At 60.8% G+C, this 24,492-nt stretch carries 13 protein-coding genes, 2 tRNA genes, 3 rRNA genes, 1 pseudogene and 2 riboswitches; of the genes and pseudogenes, 9 read left to right on the top strand and 10 right to left on the bottom strand.

The features are described from left to right. Window positions 1-596: 596 nt before the first annotated feature. The 3 genes from PQQ86_RS29995 to PQQ86_RS30005 all read left to right on the top strand — a co-directional run bounded on the left by PQQ86_RS29995 (window position 597) and on the right by PQQ86_RS30005 (window position 5,198). On the top strand, window positions 597-1,349 hold the full coding sequence (locus PQQ86_RS29995) for an ABC transporter ATP-binding protein (RefSeq protein WP_408275304.1): 753 nt from the start codon (window positions 597-599) through the stop codon (window positions 1,347-1,349). Beyond that, the gene (locus PQQ86_RS30000; protein WP_408279397.1) at window positions 1,339-3,909 is read left to right on the top strand and encodes an FtsX-like permease family protein; all 2,571 of its coding nucleotides are present in this window, start codon (window positions 1,339-1,341) and stop codon (window positions 3,907-3,909) included. Before PQQ86_RS29995 ends, PQQ86_RS30000 begins: the two co-directional genes overlap by 11 nt. Window positions 3,910-4,130: 221 nt before the next feature. Continuing rightward, window positions 4,131-5,198, top strand: coding sequence for a lipocalin-like domain-containing protein (locus tag PQQ86_RS30005; protein WP_408275307.1), 1,068 nt, complete (start codon window positions 4,131-4,133; stop codon window positions 5,196-5,198). 126 nt (window positions 5,199-5,324) lie between these two features. Here PQQ86_RS30005 and rrf read toward each other — a convergent pair. The 5 genes from rrf to PQQ86_RS30030 form a co-directional block, all read right to left on the bottom strand. After that, a 5S ribosomal RNA gene (gene rrf, locus PQQ86_RS30010) occupies window positions 5,325-5,437 on the bottom strand. Between the two features lie 208 nt (window positions 5,438-5,645). After that, window positions 5,646-8,526, bottom strand: a 23S ribosomal RNA gene (locus tag PQQ86_RS30015). 342 nt (window positions 8,527-8,868) lie between these two features. Continuing rightward, window positions 8,869-8,944, bottom strand: a tRNA-Ala gene (locus PQQ86_RS30020). A gap of 78 nt (window positions 8,945-9,022) precedes the next feature. Then, a tRNA-Ile gene (locus tag PQQ86_RS30025) sits at window positions 9,023-9,099 on the bottom strand. A gap of 63 nt (window positions 9,100-9,162) precedes the next feature. Further along, window positions 9,163-10,693: ribosomal RNA gene (locus PQQ86_RS30030) — 16S ribosomal RNA — on the bottom strand. Together the 16S, 23S and 5S rRNA genes with 2 tRNA genes alongside form the textbook arrangement of a ribosomal RNA operon. A gap of 755 nt (window positions 10,694-11,448) precedes the next feature. On the opposite strand from PQQ86_RS30030, the gene PQQ86_RS30035 reads away from it, so the two are divergent. Then, window positions 11,449-12,384 (top strand): flagellar brake protein, encoded by a 936-nt coding sequence (locus PQQ86_RS30035; RefSeq protein ID WP_408275310.1) that lies wholly within the window; start codon window positions 11,449-11,451, stop codon window positions 12,382-12,384. A 41-nt stretch (window positions 12,385-12,425) separates the two neighbouring features. Here the strand turns inward: PQQ86_RS30035 and PQQ86_RS30040 are convergent, their stop codons facing one another. The 4 genes from PQQ86_RS30040 to cobW form a co-directional block, all read right to left on the bottom strand. After that, window positions 12,426-12,965, bottom strand: coding sequence for a vWA domain-containing protein (locus PQQ86_RS30040; protein ID WP_408279398.1), 540 nt, complete (start codon window positions 12,963-12,965; stop codon window positions 12,426-12,428). A gap of 131 nt (window positions 12,966-13,096) precedes the next feature. Further along, the gene (locus PQQ86_RS30045; RefSeq protein WP_408275313.1) at window positions 13,097-14,161 is read right to left on the bottom strand and encodes a magnesium chelatase ATPase subunit I; all 1,065 of its coding nucleotides are present in this window, start codon (window positions 14,159-14,161) and stop codon (window positions 13,097-13,099) included. Further along, window positions 14,158-17,958: a cobaltochelatase subunit CobN gene (gene cobN, locus PQQ86_RS30050; RefSeq protein WP_408275316.1), complete on the bottom strand. Its 3,801-nt coding sequence runs from the start codon at window positions 17,956-17,958 to the stop codon at window positions 14,158-14,160. The genes PQQ86_RS30045 and cobN overlap by 4 nt, the downstream gene beginning before the upstream one ends. Window positions 17,959-17,964: 6 nt before the next feature. Then, window positions 17,965-19,065 (bottom strand): cobalamin biosynthesis protein CobW, encoded by a 1,101-nt coding sequence (cobW, locus tag PQQ86_RS30055; RefSeq protein WP_408275319.1) that lies wholly within the window; start codon window positions 19,063-19,065, stop codon window positions 17,965-17,967. Window positions 19,066-19,256: 191 nt separating this feature from the next. Further along, window positions 19,257-19,529: riboswitch (cobalamin riboswitch) on the bottom strand. Window positions 19,530-19,608: 79 nt separating this feature from the next. After that, window positions 19,609-19,836, top strand: a riboswitch (cobalamin riboswitch). 224 nt (window positions 19,837-20,060) lie between these two features. Here cobW and cobA point away from each other — a divergent pair. The 5 genes and pseudogenes from cobA to bluB form a co-directional block, all read left to right on the top strand. Beyond that, window positions 20,061-20,783, top strand: a pseudogene (cobA, locus tag PQQ86_RS30060) (uroporphyrinogen-III C-methyltransferase); the annotation flags it as partial. Window positions 20,784-20,816: 33 nt separating this feature from the next. Next, window positions 20,817-21,329 (top strand): cobalamin biosynthesis protein, encoded by a 513-nt coding sequence (locus PQQ86_RS30065; RefSeq protein ID WP_408279399.1) that lies wholly within the window; start codon window positions 20,817-20,819, stop codon window positions 21,327-21,329. Beyond that, on the top strand, window positions 21,326-21,928 hold the full coding sequence (cobO, locus tag PQQ86_RS30070; RefSeq protein ID WP_054036361.1) for a cob(I)yrinic acid a,c-diamide adenosyltransferase: 603 nt from the start codon (window positions 21,326-21,328) through the stop codon (window positions 21,926-21,928). The genes PQQ86_RS30065 and cobO overlap by 4 nt, the downstream gene beginning before the upstream one ends. Window positions 21,929-21,931: 3 nt before the next feature. Beyond that, a complete protein-coding gene (locus PQQ86_RS30075) occupies window positions 21,932-23,230 on the top strand; it encodes a cobyrinic acid a,c-diamide synthase CobB (RefSeq protein WP_408275324.1) in 1,299 nt (432 codons plus the stop codon). Continuing rightward, window positions 23,214-23,873: a 5,6-dimethylbenzimidazole synthase gene (gene bluB / locus PQQ86_RS30080; RefSeq protein ID WP_408275327.1), complete on the top strand. Its 660-nt coding sequence runs from the start codon at window positions 23,214-23,216 to the stop codon at window positions 23,871-23,873. Before PQQ86_RS30075 ends, bluB begins: the two co-directional genes overlap by 17 nt. Window positions 23,874-23,895: 22 nt before the next feature. On the opposite strand, the gene PQQ86_RS30085 is transcribed toward bluB, so the two are convergent. After that, window positions 23,896-24,492, bottom strand: coding sequence for a DUF4136 domain-containing protein (locus tag PQQ86_RS30085; protein WP_408275330.1), 597 nt, complete (start codon window positions 24,490-24,492; stop codon window positions 23,896-23,898).

Raw genomic sequence — 24,492 nt, forward strand, 5'->3', positions numbered from 1 at the left:
AATTGACGTGGAAGCGGTGCTGCCTGCCTCACGTTTACCCGCAGTCGAATGACCAAGGGTGGGAGATTACCAAGATAAGAATACTTTTGCAGCGCAACAACGCTGCAACGCCTTTGGTAATGCATTGTTGTCACGCCCGCCCTTGCGAAACGCCCAAAAATGTGCAGATGCACAAAGCAATTTTTTCAGGGTATACACCATGCTATTTACATGTAGAAGAAAGCAGTTGACGTGCGATTAGCCACTCTTGCACAACCGCTTCAACGCGACGATCGCACCGAAATAAATCATTCTGGTGCGCGACGCGCCATCAAAGCCGATTTCGAGCCGCCGGCAAAAATTTAGCGCGCTCACGAACGGAAAATTTTTTTGATCCGGCACTCTAAAGAAGCATCGGCGCGGGCCCGAAAAGACCCGGTCGATCTGCCTGCCTGTCCATTGTCAGACAGGTATCGGGTGATGGCGGCGCTCGCCTGCGAGCCTTACAGAACCCGAATATACTTCGGCGGTTCAGGGGCCGACGCTCGTGCGTAGTAAGGTAGTTCTTCGCACGGTTGGACGCCGCGCCCTCACCGGCCAGACTTATCGGATACCGCATGCTGCTTCGTGATGAAGGTGTCGTTCCCGCGCTCGAATGCCGCGGGCTTGGCAAGACCTATGGCGCCGGCCGCATCGTGCTGGCACACCTCGATTTCACGCTCGCGCCAGGAGAATTCGTCGCGATCATGGGTGACTCCGGCGTCGGCAAATCGACGCTGCTGAATCTCATTGCAGGGCTCGACAGTGCAGATAGCGGCGACGTGATCATCGACGGCAGCGCAGTCTCGCGTCTGGATGACAACGCGGCAACACGGTTGCGCCGGCAAAAACTGGGCTTCGTGTTTCAGGCGTTTCACGTACTCCCTCATCTGACGCTTGCGCAGAATGTCGCTCTACCGCTGCTGCTAAACGAGCTGCCCACGGCCGGCGCGCTCGATATGCTCGCGGCCGTCGGTTTGAGCGGCCGTGGCGATGATTTTCCGCGGCAGCTGTCGGGCGGCGAGTTGCAACGCGTCGCCATTGCGCGTGCGCTCGTGCATCGTCCGAAACTGATTCTCGCCGACGAACCCACCGGCAACCTCGACCCCGATACCGCACACGAAGTACTCGGCTTGTTCCGCACGCAAAGCAAGGCAACCGGTGCAGCCACCATCATGGTCACGCACTCGGAGGCAGCCGCGGCAGTGGCGGACCGCATTCTGATTCTGAGCGACGGCGGTTTGCACGTATCGTCGTCCGGACGTTCCGCGTTTTCCGGTTCGACACCCGACGCTCGATCCGCTGCGCGTTCAGCCGATGATGCACGCTGACCCACACCCGCTGCAGCGTATGCGAGGTCATCGCACGCTCGCGCGTTGGCTGTTGGGTGCCGAGTGGCGCAGTCATCGTGGACGCGCACTGGTTGCAATCGCAACGATCGCGCTCGGCGTCGCGCTTGGCTACGCAGTTCAGTTGATCAACAGCGCGGCCTTCAATGAATTCTCGGCGGCGGCGCGCAGCCTGTCGGGCGAGGCCGATCTGCAGGTGCGCGGTGCGCAACCTTTATTCGACGAGTCCATCTATCCGCGTTTGTCGACTAAGCCTGGCGTGGCGCTGGCGAGTCCCGTACTCGCTCTCGATGTCACCGTGCCGGATCAGAGCGCAGCGTTGCCTGTGCTCGGTATCGATGTCTTCAAGGCAAGCCGCATTGCGCCTGATCTGATTGGTGTGCCGTCGCCTGAACGGCCGTTCGATACGCTCGCGGCCGATACGGTGTTTCTCTCGGCGGCGGCGCAACAATGGTTGAACGTGAAGATCGGCGATTACGTGGCGCTGCAAAGCGGCACATCGATCGTGCACTTTCGTGTGGCCGGCGGTCTCGTGAGAACACGGCCGGGGCAGCGGCTCGCGGTGATGGACATTGCCGCCGCTCAGTGGAAGTTCGGCAAGGTGGGCAAGCTGTCACGCATCGACGTGCAACTCGAACGGGGCGTCGATCGCGAACGCTTCAAGCGTGATCTTCAAGCGCGGCTCGGTGGCCGGTGGGTGATCTCCGAAACGCGCGACGCCGAAAGCCGCACCGATCGTTTGTCGCGCGCCTATCGGATCAATATGAACGTGCTCGCGCTGGTGGCGCTTTTCACCGGCGCGTTCCTCGTGTTTTCGACCCAGGCGCTGGGCGTCGTGCGGCGCCGTGCACAGTTCGCGATGCTGCGCGTACTTGGGCTGACGCGCGGCCAGTTGCTGCGCCAGATCCTGATGGAAGGTGCGCTGCTAGGCCTGCTCGGCTCGCTGTCCGGACTCGCACTCGGCTATGCGATGGCGAGCGGCGCGTTGCGTTTCTTCGGCAGCGACCTGGGCGGTGGATACTTTCCCGGCGTGCAACCGCACGTCGGTTTCGAGCCGCTAGCAACCGCACTATTTCTGACGCTTGGCATTGCTGTGTCCGTATTAGGCAGTCTTGCCCCCGCATTGGAGGCGGCACGTGCGCGGCCCGCGGTGGCGCTCAAAGCCGGCGCCGAAGAAGGCGCACTGGCCCGGCTCGCTACGCCTTGGCCCGCGTTGACGTGTCTGCTGGTTGCCGCCGTGCTCACCCAGGTGCCGCCGTTGTTCGATGCGCCTGTCGGCGGCTATCTGGCTGTTGCGCTGTTGCTGGTCGGCGGAATTGCGCTGATGCCGCGCGTGACCGCTTTGATCTTCGGCGCTGCAAGCCGTGCTCTCGGCGCGCGGCGCCGGGCCGGCGCGGCGAGCACATTGGCATTGGCGCGTCTCGCGAATGCGCCGGGCCATGCATCGATCGCGATAGGCGGCGTGCTGTCGAGCTTCGCGCTGATCGTCGCGATGGCGATCATGGTGGCCAGTTTCCGTGTTTCTGTCGAAGACTGGTTGGGCCACCTGCTCTCGGCCGATCTGTACGTTCGCGTGGCACCGAACGGCGACACCGGTGGCTTGCGCCCCGACGAACAGACGCTGCTGCGTACCGTGCCCGGCATCAAGACGGCGGCGTTTGCCCGCACCTCGCATCTCACGCTCGATCCTGCACGGCCGGACGTCGCGGTGCTAGCCCGTGAAATCGACGCCGCCGATCCGGGTGCGAATCTGCAGATGACTGGAGCGGTGCTGCCTCCTTCCGCGTTGCATGAGGGCGAGATACCTGTTTGGGTATCCGAAGCAATGGTCGATCTGTATGGATATAAGCTCGGCCAGCGCGTGCAGTTGCCGCTCGGCGAGCGCGGTCACGTGTTCGTTGTAGCCGGTATATGGCGTGATTACGTGCGGCAGACCGGCGCGATTCAGATACGGCTTGCGGATTACCGGCGCCTAACCGCCGACACAGGCGCGACAGATGTGGCAGTCACCGTTCAGCCGGGAACGAGCGTCGAACGTGTGATTGCTGGCCTGCGTGCGCTGCCCTTCAGTGCATCGCTGAACCTGTCGCAACCAGGCGAAATCCGCGCGCGTACGCTGGTTATTTTCGATCGAAGTTTTGCCGTCACGTATCTTCTCGAGGGGGTCGCGATCGTGATCGGCCTGTTCGGCGTCGCAGCGACGTTTTCCGCGCAGACACTCGCACGGGCCCGTGAGTTCGGCATGCTGCGGCATGTGGGCGTGACCCGCTCGCAGGTTCTCGCGATTCTTGCGCTCGAAGGCGGAATGCTCACCGCTTGCGGGATCGCGATGGGCTTCCTTCTTGGATTCGCGATCAGTCTGATCCTGGTGTTCGTCGTCAATCCGCAGTCGTTTCATTGGAGCATGTCGTTGCACGTTCCATGGACCGTGCTCAGCACCGTCGCGTTGGTGATGCTGGCTTCGTCGTGTTCGACGGCGGTGATCGCGGGACGAGGCGCGGTGTCGGTGGATGCCGTGCGGGCGGTGAAGGAGGATTGGTGATGGACGGGTCGTCGCATGAGATGGGGCGAGAATCGATGTATGACGCGGCGTATGGATCGATGTATCAAGCGACGTATCGAGTAGCGACACGCGCTTATCGAGCCGGTCGCGTCTGTCTGGCGCACGGTGCTCCATGCGGGTCATCGGCTGCGCTGCCTCGCCTCGCAAGTGCACGGCAATTGAGCGCTGCGATTCATTCGGCGTTGCTTTGCCTGGGTTTGATGGCTACCGCACCTGCGTTCGCCGCGACACCCGAGTTCGCGGCGGTCACGCCGGGCCATTCGATCGTGCTGCCGCAAGACACGGGTGCACACGCGGCTTTTCGCACCGAGTGGTGGTACGCAACAGGCTGGCTCACGACACCGGACAATCAGCCGCTCGGTTTCCAGATCACCTTCTTTCGCTCGGCAACCGGTCACGACCCAGCGGACCCGAGCGCGTTCGCACCGTCGCAATTGATCATTGCCCATGCCGCGTTAAGCGACCCTGCGCTTGGTCATCTGACTCACGATCAGCGCGTTGCCCGCGAAGGCTTCGGGCTGGCATATGCGAAACCGGACAATACCGACGTCAAACTCGATGCATGGAAAATCGTCCGTGCGGACGACGGCCACTATGACGTTACAGTGGACGCGAACGGATTCGCGCTGCGCCTCGCACTGACGCCGACACAGGCGCCTTTGGTCCAGGGCGAACGGGGCTACTCGCGCAAGGGTCCGCGCCCCGAACAGGCAAGCTATTACTACAGCGAGCCGCAATTGCGCGTGACTGGCAGCGTAGTTCGACCGGTCGCGGCGGGCAGCAAATCGACGGGCGAAACGGTCGTTACCGGCGCTGCGTGGCTCGATCACGAATGGTCCAGCACGCTGCTCGATACCGACGCGCTCGGATGGGATTGGCTCGGCGCCAATCTGACGGACGGTTCAGCCTTGATGGCTTTCAAGGTCCGCAGTCGCGATGGACACGCAGTATGGGCACATGCCGCACTCAGAAATCGCGACGGTCAGGTGACAACGTTCAGCCGCGATCAGGTCGATTTCACTCCAGTTCGCACATGGCGCTCGCCGCACACGAACACGTCGTATCCTGTGTCGATGACGGTCAAAACCGGCGCGCTTACGTGGCGCCTCGATCCGTTGATGGATGACCAGGAGCTCGATTCCCGTCAATCCACGGGCGCAGTGTATTGGGAAGGTGCTGTGCGGGTGAGCCGTGGCGGCGTGGACGTTGGGCGTGCCTATCTGGAGCTGACGGGTTACGCGAACGCACTGCGGGTCGGGAAGGAGTGACACCGGCAGCCCCGGAGCGCTTCGGTCAAAGTCTTGCGGTGGCGATGTTTTCGGATGCCCGCTTTTTGCGCCGGTAAACGCAGAAACCCCACCGTTGCGGGGTGGGGTTTCTGGTGCTGCTGGGGAGCCTGACGATTACCTACTTTCACACGGGAATCCGCACTATCATCGGCGTGGAGTCGTTTCACGGTCCTGTTCGGGATGGGAAGGGGTGGGACCGACTCGCTATGGTCATCAGGCATGACTTGTTGCCGTACTGCTCGTGGAGCAATACAACCAATCTGGAAGAAGTAGCTGAGAGGATGCCTCTCGGTATTACTTTGGGTTGTGCGTATCGTGCACAACATCGATCTCAACCTGTGTGTTCTGCTCCCCCATCCGGGGGTTCACACGTATCCCCTTCGGGGATCGGACCAGCGTAAGCGCTGGTCGAGACACACCTGTTATAGGATCAAGCCTTACGGGCAATTAGTATCAGTTAGCTTAACGCATTACTGCGCTTCCACACCTGACCTATCAACGTCCTGGTCTTGAACGACCCTTCAAGGGGCTCGAAGCCCCGGGGATATCTCATCTTAAGGCGAGTTTCCCGCTTAGATGCTTTCAGCGGTTATCTCTTCCGAACATAGCTACCCGGCGATGCCACTGGCGTGACAACCGGTACACCAGAGGTTCGTCCACTCCGGTCCTCTCGTACTAGGAGCAGCCCCCTTCAAATATCCAGCGCCCACGGCAGATAGGGACCAAACTGTCTCACGACGTTTTAAACCCAGCTCACGTACCTCTTTAAATGGCGAACAGCCATACCCTTGGGACCGGCTACAGCCCCAGGATGAGATGAGCCGACATCGAGGTGCCAAACACCGCCGTCGATATGAACTCTTGGGCGGTATCAGCCTGTTATCCCCAGAGTACCTTTTATCCGTTGAGCGATGGCCCTTCCATACAGAACCACCGGATCACTATGACCTGCTTTCGCACCTGCTCGACTTGTCGGTCTCGCAGTTAAGCACGCTTATGCCATTGCACTATCAGCACGATTTCCGACCGTACCTAGCGTACCTTCGTACTCCTCCGTTACACTTTGGGAGGAGACCGCCCCAGTCAAACTGCCTACCATGCACTGTCCCCAGTCCGGATAACGGACCAAGGTTAGAACCTCAAACAAACCAGGGTGGTATTTCAAGGGCGGCTCCACGCAGACTGGCGTCCACGCTTCATAGCCTCCCACCTATCCTACACAGATCGGTTCAAAGTCCAATGCAAAGCTACAGTAAAGGTTCATGGGGTCTTTCCGTCTAGCCGCGGGGAGATTGCATCATCACAAACACTTCAACTTCGCTGAGTCTCGGGAGGAGACAGTGTGGCCATCGTTACGCCATTCGTGCAGGTCGGAACTTACCCGACAAGGAATTTCGCTACCTTAGGACCGTTATAGTTACGGCCGCCGTTTACCGGGACTTCAATCAAGAGCTTGCACCCCATCATTTAATCTTCCGGCACCGGGCAGGCGTCACACCCTATACGTCCACTTTCGTGTTTGCAGAGTGCTGTGTTTTTATTAAACAGTCGCAGCCACCAGTTTATTGCAACCCCTTCACCCTTTGCGCGCAGGCGCATCAAGCTACAGGGGCGTACCTTATCCCGAAGTTACGGTACCAATTTGCCGAGTTCCTTCTCCCGAGTTCTCTCAAGCGCCTTAGAATACTCATCTCGCCCACCTGTGTCGGTTTGCGGTACGGTCTTGTTAAACTGAAGCTTAGAGGCTTTTCTTGGAACCACTTCCAGTTGCTTCTTCACCGAAGTGAATGGCCTCGCACCCTTGAATTCCGCGCCCGGATTTGCCTAAGCGCCTTCTCCAATGCAAGGACCGGGACTTCCAACACCCGGACAACCTTCCGCGATCCGTCCCCCCATCGCATTTAACAATGGTGCAGGAATATTAACCTGCTTCCCATCAGCTACGCATTTCTGCCTCGCCTTAGGGGCCGACTCACCCTACGCCGATGAACGTTGCGTAGGAAACCTTGGGCTTACGGCGAGGGGGCCTTTCACCCCCTTTATCGCTACTCATGTCAGCATTCGCACTTCCGATACCTCCAGCGCACTTTTCAATGCACCTTCGCAGGCTTACGGAACGCTCTCCTACCATGCACATAAATGTGCATCCGCAGCTTCGGTATATTGCTTAGCCCCGTTACATCTTCCGCGCAGGACGACTCGATCAGTGAGCTATTACGCTTTCTTTAAAGGATGGCTGCTTCTAAGCCAACCTCCTGACTGTTTTAGCCTTCCCACTTCGTTTCCCACTTAGCAATATTTGGGGACCTTAGCTGGCGGTCTGGGTTGTTTCCCTCTTGACACCGGACGTTAGCACCCGATGTCTGTCTCCCGTGATTGCACTCTTCGGTATTCGGAGTTTGCTATGGCGTAGTAATCCGCAATGGACCCCACAACCATGACAGTGCTCTACCCCCGAAGGTGATACACGAGGCACTACCTAAATAGTTTTCGGAGAGAACCAGCTATTTCCAGGTTTGTTTAGCCTTTCACCCCTATCCACAGCTCATCCCCTAACTTTTCAACGTTAGTGGGTTCGGACCTCCAGTACGTGTTACCGCACCTTCATCCTGGCCATGGATAGATCACCTGGTTTCGGGTCTACACCCAGCGACTGAATCGCCCTGTTCGGACTCGCTTTCGCTACGCCTGCCCTAATCGGTTAAGCTTGCCACTGAATGTAAGTCGCTGACCCATTATACAAAAGGTACGCAGTCACCCCACAAGGAGGCTCCTACTGTTTGTATGCATGCGGTTTCAGGATCTATTTCACTCCCCTCCCGGGGTTCTTTTCGCCTTTCCCTCACGGTACTGGTTCACTATCGGTCGATCACGAGTATTTAGCCTTGGAGGATGGTCCCCCCATCTTCAGACAGGATTTCACGTGTCCCGCCCTACTTGTCGTACACCCAGTTCTTCCTCGCTGTTTTCGTCTACAGGGCTATCACCTGCTATGGCGGCACTTTCCAGAGCCTTCGACTAACAATGAAGATAAAGAGTACAGGCTGGTCCCATTTCGCTCGCCACTACTCTGGGAATCTCGGTTGATTTCTTTTCCTGCGGTTACTTAGATGTTTCAGTTCACCGCGTTCGCTTCACGTAGCCTATGTATTCAGCTACGGATACCTCAAAAGAGGTGGGTTTCCCCATTCGGACATCGGGGGATCAAAGCTCGTTTGCCAGCTCCCCCCCGCTTTTCGCAGGCTACCGCGTCCTTCATCGCCTGTGATCGCCAAGGCATCCACCACATGCACTTGTTCGCTTGACCCTATAACGGGTGTGTCTCGCACTGCATCCACGGGGAATGAAGTGTTTCGTCACAGTCGCTACAGGTTGAGTATTCGTGTTGCGCCGTATTCCAAGAGCAATCTTTCGATTCCCCTTTTCATACATTGATACAATCACAACCCTGATTCACCTACTCACACACCCATCTCTAGATGTCCTTTCGTGAATCTCTTTACTACTTCTTCCTGATTGTTAAAGAACGACAGCCGATAGCGCGGTTGCTATAACCGCGTATCACTCTGACTGGCTCAATCGCCAATGCCTGTTTCACTACACCGCAAATCCCTTTCAGGGCCGCTGCAGTAAAACCGGCATTGAAGATTGGTGGAGGATGACGGGATCGAACCGACGACCCCCTGCTTGCAAAGCAGGTGCTCTCCCAGCTGAGCTAATCCCCCAGTCATACACGGATACTGCTATCCGTATATTGATAGCCCCAGGGGGTTCAGTGATCAGCGCAGCCACCGCAGAAACAGTGGTGGGTCTGGATGGATTCGAACCATCGACCCCCGCCTTATCAAGACGGTGCTCTAACCAACTGAGCTACAGACCCCTGAGTCTGTCCTGTTCACAGCCGATAAGCGTGAGCGCTCAACGTTCGACACGTTAGCTCGAGAAAGGAGGTGATCCAGCCGCACCTTCCGATACGGCTACCTTGTTACGACTTCACCCCAGTCATGAATCCTACCGTGGTGACCGTCCTCCTTGCGGTTAGACTAGCCACTTCTGGTAAAACCCACTCCCATGGTGTGACGGGCGGTGTGTACAAGACCCGGGAACGTATTCACCGCGGCATGCTGATCCGCGATTACTAGCGATTCCAGCTTCACGCACTCGAGTTGCAGAGTGCGATCCGGACTACGATCGGTTTTCTGGGATTGGCTCCCCCTCGCGGGTTGGCGACCCTCTGTTCCGACCATTGTATGACGTGTGAAGCCCTACCCATAAGGGCCATGAGGACTTGACGTCATCCCCACCTTCCTCCGGTTTGTCACCGGCAGTCTCCCTAGAGTGCTCTTGCGTAGCAACTAGGGACAAGGGTTGCGCTCGTTGCGGGACTTAACCCAACATCTCACGACACGAGCTGACGACAGCCATGCAGCACCTGTGTTATGGCTCCCTTTCGGGCACCCCGACCTCTCAGCCAGGTTCCATACATGTCAAGGGTAGGTAAGGTTTTTCGCGTTGCATCGAATTAATCCACATCATCCACCGCTTGTGCGGGTCCCCGTCAATTCCTTTGAGTTTTAATCTTGCGACCGTACTCCCCAGGCGGTCAACTTCACGCGTTAGCTTCGTTACTAAGGAAATGAATCCCCAACAACTAGTTGACATCGTTTAGGGCGTGGACTACCAGGGTATCTAATCCTGTTTGCTCCCCACGCTTTCGTGCATGAGCGTCAGTATTGGCCCAGGGGGCTGCCTTCGCCATCGGTATTCCTCCACATCTCTACGCATTTCACTGCTACACGTGGAATTCTACCCCCCTCTGCCATACTCTAGCCCGCCAGTCACAAATGCAGTTCCCAGGTTAAGCCCGGGGATTTCACATCTGTCTTAGCGGACCGCCTGCGCACGCTTTACGCCCAGTAATTCCGATTAACGCTTGCACCCTACGTATTACCGCGGCTGCTGGCACGTAGTTAGCCGGTGCTTATTCTTCCGGTACCGTCATCCCCCCACCATATTAGGGCAGAGGTTTTCTTTCCGGACAAAAGTGCTTTACAACCCGAAGGCCTTCTTCACACACGCGGCATTGCTGGATCAGGGTTTCCCCCATTGTCCAAAATTCCCCACTGCTGCCTCCCGTAGGAGTCTGGGCCGTGTCTCAGTCCCAGTGTGGCTGGTCGTCCTCTCAGACCAGCTACAGATCGTCGCCTTGGTAGGCCTTTACCCCACCAACTAGCTAATCTGCCATCGGCCGCCCCTGTAGCGGGAGGTCCTAAGATCCCCCCCTTTCCTCCGTAGAGCGTATGCGGTATTAATCCGGCTTTCGCCGGGCTATCCCCCACTACAGGACACGTTCCGATGTATTACTCACCCGTTCGCCACTCGCCACCAGGATTGCTCCCGTGCTGCCGTTCGACTTGCATGTGTAAGGCATGCCGCCAGCGTTCAATCTGAGCCAGGATCAAACTCTTCAGTTCAAACCTGTTACTGTTTTTCGGTCTCTTCCGAGACCGGTCGCTCACTCAACGTACTGACGAATGATCCTCCTGCCGGCGTGAATCCACCCCGACAGGAAAACCTTCCTTTAATACTCGTGTGAGACTTGATACTTTCGCTTGTCGCCAGACCCCGAAGAGTCCGGCTCGCGCCGCGCATCAAGCGCCCACACTTATCGGCTGTTAATTTTTAAAGATCGAGTCCGCATTCACTACCGAACCTGCACCGCGAGGCATCAACCCCAACCACCCGGCACCGCTTCGTTCTGCGTCGCTGCATCAGCAGCAGAGAAACGAGATTATGGAGATCGGTCGACAGGTCGTCAATCCCCCTTGAGCAATTATTTTCAAAAAGTTGAGAGACACCGAAGCAGCCCACGTCACGGCGACGGAAAAATACTTAGGTATCCAAGTTAATTTACGGGCGATAGCTGTGATCGCAATTTTTTGCAAGCGGGAGACGCCAATACTAACGAGCGAACTCACGCCACAAGAAGTGCAACCAAGGGGAGTGGCGTTATGAAGTACTCTTCGGCGCGCGCAGCGCCGCCGGAAGAATGACTCCCTTGTCACTGGCGCGTACACGGCGGCAAAGAAAGTGCCGCCCCGCACAGGGGCAACGCTAATAAACCACTAGCAAATCAAGCAAAACCACAGTCCCTAGCCAAACAACCCCTAAAGCTCCCAGCCAGAACAGCCGTAAACAAGTAATCCCGCCACATATTTAGCCGCCGACCATGGAAAACCCGACAGAAACCCAAGCCGAAGCCCTAGCCGCGGCCCCAACCCTGACGCTGGAAGCCGTGCCGGTAGGCACCCCACTCGACTGGCCGATTGCAGACTCCGACGGCACGCTCCTCTTCGCCGGCGGCACCATCCTCGCGACCACGGACGAGCGCAAATTCCTCTTCGACAACTTTCACCCGCACCGCGGCGACCTGCTGGAAAAGGCCTCACAACCGGAATCCCAAACCGACCACCCCGCCAACACCACCGGCAACCTCACACTAAAAGACATGCACCTGACGATAGGTGCATTAATCGGCGTGCGCTCCCAGCTCGGCAGCGGCGCCCCGATGCATCCAAGCCGCATCATCGGTTTCGCACCCAACCATGCGCTCTTCGTCACGCCTCCACTGCAAGACGGCCGCACCCCCCCGCTACGACTCGGTGAAAACATCGAGATCGTCGCCATAGCAAGCCATGCTGTGTTTCGTTTCGTCTGCACGGTCGAGGCCGTGTGCCGCGCCCCATTCGACTATGTGGTGCTATCGAAACCCGGTGTGATCCGCCGCCTGCGCGAACGCAAATCGATCCGCGTCCATGCGCACCTCGCAGTGCGCTTCGGCGTCGGCGAAGCTGGCGATTCGTATGACGGCCTGGGCCTCGCCAAAAGCATCAGCGCCCTCGGCATGTCGTTGGCCGCTTCGTGGACGCTGGGTGCAGTCGGCGAACGACTACGCATCGCCTTCAGCCTCAAATCGGCGGAGATGCAAACGGAGATCGAAACCACCGCAGTCATCCGCAACGTGCAGAAAGGCAGTGCGCCTGGCGAGCCGTCGGCCCACGGCCTCGAACTCGATCAACTCGACGCCGCGCAGCTGATGGCGATGAAAGTCTTCGTATTCGATCGCCAGGACGATGTGCAGTACTGGTCCAACGGTTTGAAATAATCGCGCGAAAACGTGCCGCACGTCGCGCGTGCCGCTCAGACTCAGGCGATCAGTTCGTCCGGCGTAAACAGCGCCGCGCCCCATGCATCGGCAAGTGTCCGGCAACGGCCCAGCCGTATCGCCGCTCGCTCGAAGTCGACGAATACCACCTCGTCCGCGTGGCGCGGCCGCGCTGGCTGATCGCCACTGCGGCCGTCGGTCAGGATCCACAGCCAGCGCTGCTGCGCGGGCTTGCGTCGGGCGCTGCGCTCCAGCACCTGCGCAGCCTGCTTCACGCCGGACGCTAACGGCGTCCCACCGCCCCCGCACACCGGTCTTAGCCACCGCTCATTCCACCAGCGCGGCACAGCCGGACCGAAACGCAGATCCGCGCCGGCCCCGCCAAAACACACCAGCGCCGCCTCGGCGCGAGCGGCGCTTGCGCGATCGAACAAGGCGATCAGCAGACTCTTGGCGAGCGCGAGGCGCTGGCCGCCAAGCATGGAACCGGAGCAATCGAGCACGAAGCAATGCAGCACACCGCCCTGCGGCGCCTCTCGTGCGAAACGCAGATGTTCGGCGCGCAATGTGTCCTGACGCATTGCGATGAGCGTCGGCAGCCATGCAATGCGCTTGCCCGGCGCGCCTTGCAAGCGGCTGCGCGGACCTGCGCCGGCACCTTGCCGCCATCGAAAACCGCTGCGCGAGTCAGCGGCGGCACCCTTTCGATGGCTCAGCGTTTTTTTGCGTTGAGCGGGATGACGCCTTTCACCTGCGCGACGCCAGCAGGCTGTGGTGGCAAGTAACCCCAGTCGCTATCACCGGCAGCGACGCCTGACGTTGCATCCAGCGAAGATGGCGAGGACGTTGCATCCTCATCGTCGGCAGCCTGCCGCGGCGCTTCGCTCTTACGTGCGTCGTCGCCTGCACGCGCCTCCCGATCGCGGCGCCGATGCATCAGCACCGACTCAGCAACCCGTTCGACATGCTCCGTCGTCACCGCATCCGCCTGCTCCAGCGCTGCCAATGCCCGCGCCGCGCGCAACATCACGAGATCGGCACGCAGCCCATCGACCGCCGCGTCGATGCACAGCGCACTGACATGCGCATGCACAGCGTCGTCGAAGTCGAGTTGCGGCAGCGCTTCACGTGCCGCATGAATCCGCTGAACATACGTTTCCTGTTGCTGGGTATATCCCGCACGAAAACTCTGCGGATCAAGATCGAACGCCAGACGTGCCTTGACAATCTGCTGACGCACGTGCGGCTCAAAACAGTTCTGCAGCCCAACCATCAAACCAAAGCGATCGATCAATTGCGGCCGCAACTCGCCTTCTTCCGGATTCATCGTGCCGATTAGTACGAAGCTTGCATCGTGACTATGCGAGACGCCATCGCGTTCGACGGTATTCACGCCACTGGCAGCCGCATCGAGTAACGCATCGACAAGTGCGTCGGGCAACAGATTCACCTCATCGACATACAGCACGCCGCGATGCGCTTTCGCAAGCAAGCCTGGCGAAAAACGCACCGAGCCGTCGCGCAGCACGGTTTCGATATCGAGCGTGCCGATCAAACGATCTTCACTTGCGCCGAGCGGCAAATTCACCAATTGCCCTTCGGGCAACAGCTCCGCGAGCGCGCGCGCCGCGGTCGATTTCGCAGTGCCGCGGGGCCCGCTCACCAGCACGCCACCCAGACCAGGATCGATCGCAGCGAGCAGGAGCGCCTGCTGCAATGGCGTCTGGCCGATCAGCGCGGCAAAAGGAAAAGTGGGCCGTTGGGTCGAAGCGTTCATGGTTGCATTCCTTCGATCTGCTGCTCGCTCGCGAGCAGATGCTGTTCGACTTGCGCGCGATAGTCGCCGGGCGCCTGCCACAAACCGCGCTGCATCGCTTCGAGCAGACGCTCGCAGATCGAATGCATGGCGTGCGGATTGTGCCGTTGCAAGAACTCGCGTGTGTCGGCGTCGTTCAGGTAAGCATCGGTGACGAGCGCATATTGATGATCGGCGATCACCCGCGCGGTTGCATCGTAGCCGTAGAGGTAGTCGACCGTCGCCGCGATTTCGGCGGCACCCTTGTAGCCATGGCGTTTCACGCCATCGAGCCATTTCGGATTGACCACGCGCGAACGGACCACCCGCGCGATCTCTTCATGCAGCGTGCGCACGCGCGGCGCGGCCGGATTACTGTGATCGGCGTGATAGATCTGCGGCTGATTACCCGCCAGATGTCGCACCGCCGCGACCATGCCACCCTGAAACTGGTAGTAATCGTTCGAATCGAGCAGGTCGTGCTCGCGATTGTCCTGGTTCTGCAGCACGACGTCCATCGCGGCAAGGCGTGTGCCGAATGCGTGGCGCGCTTCTTCGCCGGCGCTTTTCTGCGTGTAGGCGTAACCGCCCCACGCCTGATAGGCGTTCGCGAGATCGGCGTCGGTTTGCCATTGCTGCGAGTCGATCATGTCCTGCAGACCCGCGCCATACGCGCCGGGTCGCGCGCTGAACACGCGCCAGCCGGCGCGCTTGCGCGCCTCGGCGGCGTCCATGCCGCGCGCAATCAGCGCGTCGCGTTCGCGCAGCACGCGCGCGCGGATCGGGTTCAGGTCCTCGGGCTCGTCGAGTTCGGCCACGGCCTGCACGGCGGCGTCGAACAGATGCATCACGTTCGCGAAGGCATCGCGAAAAAACCCGGATACGCGCAACGTGACGTCGATACGCGGCCGGTCGAAGGCCGCGATCGGCATGATTTCGAAGTCGGTCACGCGATGGCTGCCTGGCGCCCACTTCGGCCGCACGCCGAGTAAAGCGAGCGCCTGGGCGATATCGTCGCCACCGGTGCGCATCGTCGCCGTGCCCCATACCGAGAGCCCGATCGCTCGCGGGTAGTCGCCCTTTTCCTGCAGATGCCGTTCGATCAACTGCTGCGCGGATTTCAAACCAAGCGACCATGCCGCTTGCGTCGGAACAGCGCGCGTATCGACCGAATAGAAGTTGCGGCCGGTAGGCAGCACGTCGGGTCGTCCACGCGACGGCGAACCGCTCGGCCCCGGCGGCACGAAGCGCCCTTCAAGGCCGCGCTTCAAATGCAGCATTTCCTGCGGACCGCAGGCGTCGAGCCGCGGCAGCACGTCGTTGCGCAAGCGTTCGATCACACGTTCGGCTTGCGGCAAAGTTCCGCTTGCGGGCGTCGCATCGGACGATTCATCGCCGCACACTTCACGTAAAATCTCAGCCGCCAGCAGTTCCAGACGCTCGCGCGTATCGCCACAGTGCCGCCAAGGCGCATCGCTCACACACTGCAATGCGCCAGGACGCGGACCGTCCCACACCGCAGACCAATCCACCGACAGCGGGTCGAACAGGTGATCCATCTGCAGATCACGCGCCAATGCGTCGATCAAACCAGCCTTGCCGCCCTGGCCATCGCCGACCGGAAAACGCCCCAGCGCCAGCAACGTATCGCGCCGCTGCACACCTTCAGGCGATTGCCCGAACGTATGCAAACCATCGCGAATCTGCGCCTCCTTCAACTCGCACAGCCACGCATCGACGCGCGTCAACAGCGCATCTTCATCGTCCTGACCGTTCGGCTCCGCAAGACTCAACTCGTCATGCAGCTTGTGCTCGACGATGGTCGCGAGAATGGTGCACCTCAACAGCTTCGAGCGGCGCGGATCGACCATCAGTGCTTCATAGTATTCGTCGACCTGGCGCTCGAGGTCCTGCAACGGCCCGTAACTTTCGGCGCGCGTGAGCGGCGGCATCAGGTGATCGATGATGACTGCCTGGGCGCGGCGTTTCGCCTGACTACCCTCGCCCGGATCGTTGACGATAAACGGATACAGATGCGGCATCGGACCGAGAATCAGATCGGGCCAACAGGCATCGCTCAACGCGACGCTCTTGCCCGGCAGCCATTCGAGATTGCCGTGCTTGCCGACATGCACGATCGCGTCGATGCCGAACTGATGACGCAGCCAGAAATAGAAGGCCAGATAGGCATGCGGCGGCACGAGTTCGGCGTCGTGATAGCTCGCGTAATCGCCCTGCTCGCGCGAACGCGACGGCTGGATCCCGACGAACACCTGCCCGCAACGCCAGCCCGCGATCATGAAACGGCCGCGCCGCAGCGTCGGATCCTGCTCGGGTGAGCCCCAACGCGCGTTCAGCGCATTGCGGGCTTCCGCCGGCAACGCGTTGAAGTACAAAAGGTAGTCGTCGAGCGCGAGGCTTTGCAACGCGGGCCGCAAATCACGCACGACCGGATCGTTGGTCACGCCTTCGGTCAGCTTCTTCAACAACGCGTCACCGTCGGCGGGCAGCTCGGCCAGGCGATATCCCTCATCACGCAACATGGACAGAAGGCCGACCACCGAGGCCGGCGTATCGAGCCCCACGCCATTGCCGATACGCCCTTCGCTCATCGGATAGTTGGCGAGGATCAACGCAAGTTTCTTGTCCGCGTTATCTAGCGTGCGTAAACGGCACCAGCGGCGGCTCAGTTCGGCCAGAAAGCCGACGCGTTCGAGGTCCGGCTGGTAGCGGACCACATCGACCTCGGTATGCGGACAACGATAGGCGAGGCCCTTAAAGCTGATCGCCCGCGTGATGATGCGGCCGTCCACTTCCGGCAGCGCAATATGCATGGCGATATCGCGCGAATTGAGGCCCTGATTGTCCTTGACCCAATCTTCACGATTGCTGCCGCTCAGGATCACCTGCAGCACCGGCGCGTCGCCGGCAAGCGCAAGCGGCTCCGGGTCGTCGATCGCAGACGCGGCGAATGCGGTTGTATTCAGCACCAGCGCGACATTATGTTGCGCGCACAACTGCTGAACGACGTCGCGGCTCATCACATCTTTAAGCGAGGTAATCGCGATCGGCAACGGATTCAGACCTTGTGCTTCGAGCGCATCGATCAGGGTATCGAACACCGCCGTGTTGGCCGCCTGCAGATGGGCCTTGTAGAACAGAATCGCAGCGACCGGCGCGCCCTCCCGCCAGCGCGCCTGCCAGTCGGCAATGGTCGGCGTGTCGCGATCCGGATGGTAGAGCGTCGCGGCAGGCAACGCGCGCGGCAACGCAGGCTCGCCCCCCCAGCCAAGCGAGCGGTACGCGATACAGCGCAGGAACGCCTCGGCATTTTGCGGGCCGCCTTCACGCAGATAGCGCCATAGCTGATGGCACAGATCGGCGTCGGCGGTGCTGCGCGCGAGCAGGTTCGGGTCTTCCTGCAGATCGCCGGAAAACATCGCGAGCGTTTGCTGCTCGCGCTCGGCGAGGGCGACCACCTGTTCGATGCCGTACGGCCAGTACGCCTCGCCACCGAGATGGTCGACCACTACGACACGCGCATGCTGCAGCACGTCTTCGACATAGAAATCGATCGAGGCCGGTTGACGCAAATACGTGACGTTCGCGAGCCGCACGCTCGGAAAACCCGCACCCAGACGAGGAAACACGCTCGCGAGCAAAGACAGCGTGGTATCCGCGGAACTGAGCACCACGATATCGGCGGGCTGCTGATCGATCCGGATCACACCCTGTGTATCGTCGACAAAACCGCCCGGCGTGGTGCGCAGCAGATGCATGACCGGTTACGCCTGTTGCGGCTGGGCGCTCGCTACGGCGCCCAACGCGGCGTCGAATGCTTTTTGCAGCGCGGCCTGGTCGAGGTCTGCGCCGATCAGCACAAAGCGGCTTTGTTGTTCTGTGCCCGTTTCACCCGCTTGCCAGCGCCGGTCGAAGTAACTATCGAAACGACGGCCCACGCCCTGGATCACCAGACGCATCGCCGCGCCCGGCAACGCCGCGAACCCTTTCACGCGGTAAATCGTGTTCGTTTCGACAAGGCCCTGCAACGCGGCGATCACAGCTTCGCGCGACGAAACATTCGCGTGCACCACCACCGAATCGAACTCGTCGTGGTGGTGATCGGCGTCTTCGGCCGAACCGTGATGGTCGTGGCGCAGATGGATCGTTTCTTCCGACGCCGCTTCGAGACCCAGCAGCGTATGGATGTCGAGTTGACCCATCTGCGCGCGCACGATCTTCACTTGCGGGGGAATTTCTTCGCGAATGACGGCCTCGACAGAAGCCTGCTGCGCTTCATCGAGCAAATCGGTTTTGTTCAGAATCACCAGATCGGCCGCCGATAATTGATCTTCGAACAATTCGTGCAATGGCGATTCATGATCGAGATTCGGATCGGCCTTGCGTTGCGCATCCACGGCGATCGGGTTGTCGGCGAACTGGCCGCTCGCTGCGGCCGGGCCGTCAACCACGGTGACGACCGCGTCGACGGTGAAGCTATTCTTGATCTGCGGCCAGTTGAACGCCTGCACCAGCGGCTTCGGCAAGGCGAGACCGGAGGTCTCGATCAGCACGTGATCAATCTGCTCGCGGCGCTCGACCAGCTTTTCCATCACCGGGAAAAACTCTTCCTGCACGGTGCAGCAGAGGCAGCCGTTCGCGAGTTCGTACAGTTGCCCTTCGGTCTCGACGCCGTTTTCATCGCAGCCGATGCCGCAACCCTTGAGGATTTCCCCGTCGATGCCAAGTTCGCCGAACTCGTTGACGATCACCGCGATGCGCTTGCCGCCCGCATGCTGAAGAATGTGCCGCAGCAGCGTGGTCTTGCCGCTGCCGAGAAAGCCCGTGACGATGGTGACGGGAATCTTGCGCATTTGAGTTTGCATCGTGAGGTCCATCCGTAGGAGCTGCTCGTGCACGCCGGGGCGTTTTGTCTCTATAGGTCATGCGAACGGGGTTCAAGCCCTGCCGGCAACAACAATAACAAAACACGGGGACGAACAACGGCGTTGCCGAGGCAACCGAAAATCAGAAAACGGGAATGAGGTCATGAACGCGCCACCGCATCCCCGCGATGGTCGTTCTTCGTAGTCTGGCCGGTATCCGGGCTGGCGAAAGCGCCGCTTCCCCTTCCCGGACGAGTGGTTTCTCGCCCAGTGGTTATATGCCGACGCGGCCTTGCGCGTGGACATCGAAGCCGGCTCCGCGGCGCTCTTGAGCGCACCGCTTTTCGCTTACCGTTGCGGGGGCAGCACAGGTTGACCCGGTCCATTGCAGGTGGGCACCCTGTTTCCCGTTTAACTGCATGCGCACGAGCGCGCACACGAGCACCAAAGTGCGTGCGAGTTTAGGCCGAGCGCCCCGTGCCGTCAAGGAAACGCGGGCTTCGGCAAGGCCTTTCCACAGTGCCGGCGCGGCCTGCCGTGTGCTATCGTATGCGCGCGTTTGGTGCCCGCATATGCGCTCGCATGTGCAGTTAAACGGGAAACAGGCCGCGCTCGCTGCGCTCAACCTGTGCTGTCCCCGCAACGGTAAGCGACCTGCGGTGCTTTCGCATCGCGCATGCGTTTTTGATGCCACTGTCCGACGAATCCGGACGGGAAGGCAAAACGCATGAGGCCGTCAGCCCGGATACCGGCCAGACGCGGAGGCAGTGAACGTCACGCTGCCGGCCGCTGGAATCCGCGAGGGACGGATGTGAAGGCGCTGAAGCACGACGTGGCGCGGCCGTTGGCGTTTTCCTGTGGGAAACCTGGCGAGCGGCGTTTTTCGTTGCGCGTAATCCGTAGCACCGCATGACCTCAATTTCTGCCGCCTCCGGCATCTTCGCGCCTCACCCGCTCCCGCTGGTCACGACATGGCGCGCGCCATGCACGCCGCGATGAGCCGCGCCTGGCTGATCGGCGCCGGCCCTGGCGACGTCGAACTGATGACGCTCAAGGCGACACGCGCGTTGGCGCAAGCCGATGTGGTGCTGGTCGACGATCTGGTGAACCCTGAAGTACTGCAGTTCGCGCGCGTCGACGCGCTGGTCGTCTATGTCGGCAAACGCGGCGGGCATCCGTCAACGCCGCAGGCCGGCATCGTCGCGCAGATGCTCGAACATCTGCAGGCGGGACGCAGCGTCGCCCGTTTGAAAGGCGGCGATCCGTTCGTGTTCGGCCGTGGCGGCGAAGAACAGCAGGCGCTACATGCCGCGGGCATTCGCGTGGACGTGATCAACGGCATCACCGCCGGAATTGCGGCGCCCGCGGCAATCGGTATTCCTGTGACGCATCGCGGTCACGCGCAAGGCGTGGTGTTCGTCACCGGACACGGCGCCGGCAGCGGCGAGCCGGACTGGGCCGCGCTCGTCGCTACGCGGATGACGCTGGTGATTTACATGGGCATGCGGCGACTGAACGAAATCGTCGATGCGTTGCTCGCGGCCGGGATGAGCGCCGATACGCCATGCGCGGCGATCGAATCAGCTACGCGCCCCGAGCAACGGCATGCGCTCGCGCGGCTCGGCGAGTTCGCGGATACGGTCTCGCGCGCCGGGCTCGGCTCGCCGGCGATCGTGGTGATCGGTGGTGTGGCGTCGCTGGCTTTGGCGCGGGATGCGGTGAATGTCGGCTGCGAATCCCACAGACACGCAATGAGAACGCTAACCGTCGGCATCGGTTGTCGTTTGCACAGCTCCGCCGAGGAAATCGAAACGGCTGTGCGTGCCACGCTCGGCTCGCATTCATTCGATGAAATCAGCACGATAGCCTCGGTTGACATCAAAGCCCACGAAACCGGCTTGCTCGAGTTTTGCGCACGTCATGCGCTACCGCTGAAGCTGTTCAGCCGCGAGCAGATTGCGGCGATCTCCGTGGACGATCCGTCGGCGGCCGCACGCGAGCATCTCGGCATGGACGGCGTCTGCGAGCCGTGCGCCTTGCTCGCTGCAGCGGCCGAATCTGATGCGGCCCGCGCGCCTGACGCAGCCCATGCCTCGATTGGCTCAATTACCCCACTCGGCTCGTTTGCAGCCGAGACCCCCAACGCACGGCTACTCGTACGCAAAACCGTGCACGCCGGCGTCACAGTCGCGATAGCATCCACCACCGCCCGCCTCGCCTGCGAACAGACAAACAACGACACTCGAGAACAGGACCTGCCATGAAGACCGATCCCGAATCACATCAACGCATGACCGAACGCCGGCGCGAGGGCCACGAGAAAAAGCAGGCCAGCGCCACCGTCGAAAAGGGTCTGCTGATCGTCAATACCGGAACCGGCAAAGGCAAAACCACCGCTGCGTTCGGCATGGCCGTGCGCGTGCTTGGGCACGGCATGCGCCTTGGCGTCGTGCAATTCATCAAGGGCGCGCTGCATACGTCGGAGCGCGACTTCCTCGGCGCAATCGCCAATTGCGACTTCGTCACGATGGGCGACGGCTACACCTGGAACACGCAGAATCGCGACGCCGACATCGCCACCGCGCGCAAAGGGTGGAACGAAGCACGTCGCATGATCGAAAGCGGTGACTATCAGATGGTGATCCTCGACGAATTGAATACTGTGCTGAAGTACGAATACCTGCCGCTCGACGAAGTTTTGTCGGTATTGAACGCGCGCGCCGAAATGCTGCATGTGGTGGTGACCGGCCGTCACGCGCCGGACGCGCTGATTGAAGCCGCCGACCTCGTCACCGAAATGCGCATCGTCAAGCACCCGTATCGCGAGCAAGGCGTGAAAGCGCAGCGCGGCGTGGAGTTCTGAGCGATGTCCGCATGCCCCGCCCTGTTCATTAGCGCGCCCGCGTCGGGCCAAGGCAAGACCACGATTACTGCGGGTCTGGCGCGCTATCACCGGCGGCTGGGGCGACGCGTGCGTGTATTCAAAACGGGCCCCGACTTTCTCGACCCGATGATCCTGGCGCGTGCCAGCGGCGCGCCGGTCCTGTCGCTCGATCTGTGGATGGTAGGCGAAGCGGCCTGTCGCAACCTGCTCGCGCAGGCGGCGGCCGAAGCGGACCTGATCTTGATCGAAGGCGTGATGGGTCTGTTCGACGGCACACCGAGCAGCGCCGATCTGGCAACCACATTCGGCGTGCCGGTACTCGCGGTAATTTCGGCGAAAGCCATGGCGCAGACCTTCGGCGCGGTCGCCTTCGGCCTCGCGCAATTCAGGCCGCAAGTGCCGTTTTACGGTGTGCTCGCCAATCGCGTCGGCTCATCAAGGCACGCGCAAATGCTCGAAGAGGCTTTGCCGCCGGACCTGCGCTGGTGCGGGCACATCAGCGGCAACGACGAAATCGAGCTGCCCGATCGGCATCTCGGCTTGCATCAGGCGACGGAGATCGACGATCTGGACACACGTCTGGATCGTGCCGCCGATGCGCTCGCACAAACCGCGCTGGCCGAATTGCCGCCGCCGGTCGAATTCGGCACGCCTATAGAAGAAGCGCCGCCGCGTCTTCTGGAAGGCAAGCGCATCGCCATTGCGCGTGATGCCGCGTTCTCATTCATCTATCCGGCCAACGTCACGCTGTTGGAGACACTCGGCGCGCGCATCGACTACTTCTCACCGCTCGCCGATGAAGCGTTGCCGAAGCATGCCGACGCCCTGTACCTGCCGGGCGGATATCCTGAACTGCATGCTGAATTGCTCGCCGGCAATCTGCGCAGTGCCGCAACGATCCGCGCACATGCTGCAGCAGGCAAACCGGTCGTCGCCGAATGCGGCGGTATGCTCTACCTGCTTGAACAGTTGACCGACACGGGCGGCACCACAACGCCGATGCTCGGCCTGCTGCCCGGCCATGCAATGATGCAAACGCGCTTCACCGCGCTCGGCATGCAACAGATCGACAGCCTGCACGGCTCAATGACCGGCCACACGTTTCACTACTCGAAGCTGACGACGCCGCTCACGCCGTTGCGTTCAGCCACCCGGCCAAATAGCGACGCCCCCGGCGAGGCCGTGTTCCGCACAGGCTCGATTGTGGCAACCTATATGCATGCTTATTGGCCCTCCAACCCGGCCTTCACGGCCGCCCTGTTCCATGGCGAAGCCTTTTAACGATTTCGAACGCGAAGCCGTCTACCGCGCGATTTACGAGCGGCGCGACATGCGCCATTTCGTGCGCGACCCGGTTGACCCTGCCGTGTTGCAACGCCTGCTCGATGCAGCACATCATGCGCCGAGCGTCGGCTTCATGCAGCCGTGGCGCATCGCGCGCATTACCGCCCCGGCTTTGCGCACGGCCCTGCATGCGAGCGTCGAAAGCGAACGCCTCGCTACCGCCGACGCACTCGGCAAGCGTCGCGAAGAGTTCATGAAGCTAAAAGTGGAAGGTATGCTGGAGTGCGGCGAACTGCTGGTGATGGCGCTGATGGACGGCCGCGAGCGGCACATCTTCGGACGCCGCACCTTGCCGGAAATGGATCTGGCTTCCGTGGCGTGCGCGATCCAGAACATGTGGCTGGCCGCGCGCGCGGAAGGTCTGGGAATGGGCTGGGTGTCGCTATTCGACGTCGACACGGTGCGTACGCTGCTGCATATGCCCGACGGCGCACGGCCGGTGGCGATCCTGTGTCTCGGTCACGTCGATCAGTTCTACAGCGAGCCGATGCTGGAAACCGAACGCTGGGCGAGCCGCATGCCGCTCGCCGATTGTGTGTTCGAAAATCGCTGGCCGGAAGACGACAAAGCGCCGGAATAACGCTGGCGCTGACGTCTGACCGCTACGGCTGAAGGGGCTTGACCGAAACCACATCCGGCACGCCGCCCGTCTGATCGGCCCGCAGTTTCACGCGCCAGTCCGGCGGCGCATCGAACGGAAACTTTGCCAACGCGCTTTTCACGAGCACCGGCATCGCATGCAACGGATCGGCATCGCGATCGCTGCTTGCTGCGCTCACCTTGTAGACTTCCTGTCCGCTCGACTGTTCGAAAAACCGCAGCGTCAGCGCGTGCTGATAAGCGCGTCCACCGAATAGCGAAAACGGTGGCTCGGGCGAGCGTTCGCACGCACCTGGCGCGCAATCCTTCGCGCCCACGCCGATCGCGGCCGGCCGCGTGTCATACGCAATCGACAATAAATAGTGCGCGGACCTGGCCGTCGAATCGGTGAAGCCGTTCTTCGCCAATTCATCGCGCAGCACGGTTTCAAATTGCGGATGATCCGTGCTGGCCTCCTGCGATGGCATCCGCGCAATCGTATAGGTGCGCTCGCCCTGCAGCACGGCCGCAGGATTCGCCGTGTGCACGTCGGCGTTCAAACCCGCGCATCCGGTCAGACTCGCCGCGGCCAGCGCGGCACAGATCAATATCGCTTTCAC

The sequence above is a fragment of the Paraburkholderia sediminicola genome (assembly GCF_046026675.1).
In the GTDB taxonomy this organism is placed as follows: domain Bacteria; phylum Pseudomonadota; class Gammaproteobacteria; order Burkholderiales; family Burkholderiaceae; genus Paraburkholderia; species Paraburkholderia sediminicola_F.

Bases quoted from the DNA above. Each gene is read 5' to 3' on its own strand.
- PQQ86_RS29995 (WP_408275304.1), top strand. From the start codon at position 597: ATGCTGCTTCGTGATGAAGGTGTCGTTCCCGCGCTCGAATGCCGCGGG.
- PQQ86_RS30000 (WP_408279397.1), top strand. From the start codon at position 1,339: ATGCACGCTGACCCACACCCGCTGCAGCGTATGCGAGGTCATCGCACG.
- PQQ86_RS30005 (WP_408275307.1), top strand. From the start codon at position 4,131: ATGGCTACCGCACCTGCGTTCGCCGCGACACCCGAGTTCGCGGCGGTC.
- PQQ86_RS30035 (WP_408275310.1), top strand. From the start codon at position 11,449: ATGGAAAACCCGACAGAAACCCAAGCCGAAGCCCTAGCCGCGGCCCCA.
- PQQ86_RS30040 (WP_408279398.1), bottom strand. From the start codon at position 12,965: ATGCGTCAGGACACATTGCGCGCCGAACATCTGCGTTTCGCACGAGAG.
- PQQ86_RS30045 (WP_408275313.1), bottom strand. From the start codon at position 14,161: ATGAACGCTTCGACCCAACGGCCCACTTTTCCTTTTGCCGCGCTGATC.
- cobN (WP_408275316.1), bottom strand. From the start codon at position 17,958: ATGCATCTGCTGCGCACCACGCCGGGCGGTTTTGTCGACGATACACAG.
- cobW (WP_408275319.1), bottom strand. From the start codon at position 19,065: ATGCAAACTCAAATGCGCAAGATTCCCGTCACCATCGTCACGGGCTTT.
- PQQ86_RS30065 (WP_408279399.1), top strand. From the start codon at position 20,817: ATGAGAACGCTAACCGTCGGCATCGGTTGTCGTTTGCACAGCTCCGCC.
- cobO (WP_054036361.1), top strand. From the start codon at position 21,326: ATGAAGACCGATCCCGAATCACATCAACGCATGACCGAACGCCGGCGC.
- PQQ86_RS30075 (WP_408275324.1), top strand. From the start codon at position 21,932: ATGTCCGCATGCCCCGCCCTGTTCATTAGCGCGCCCGCGTCGGGCCAA.
- bluB (WP_408275327.1), top strand. From the start codon at position 23,214: ATGGCGAAGCCTTTTAACGATTTCGAACGCGAAGCCGTCTACCGCGCG.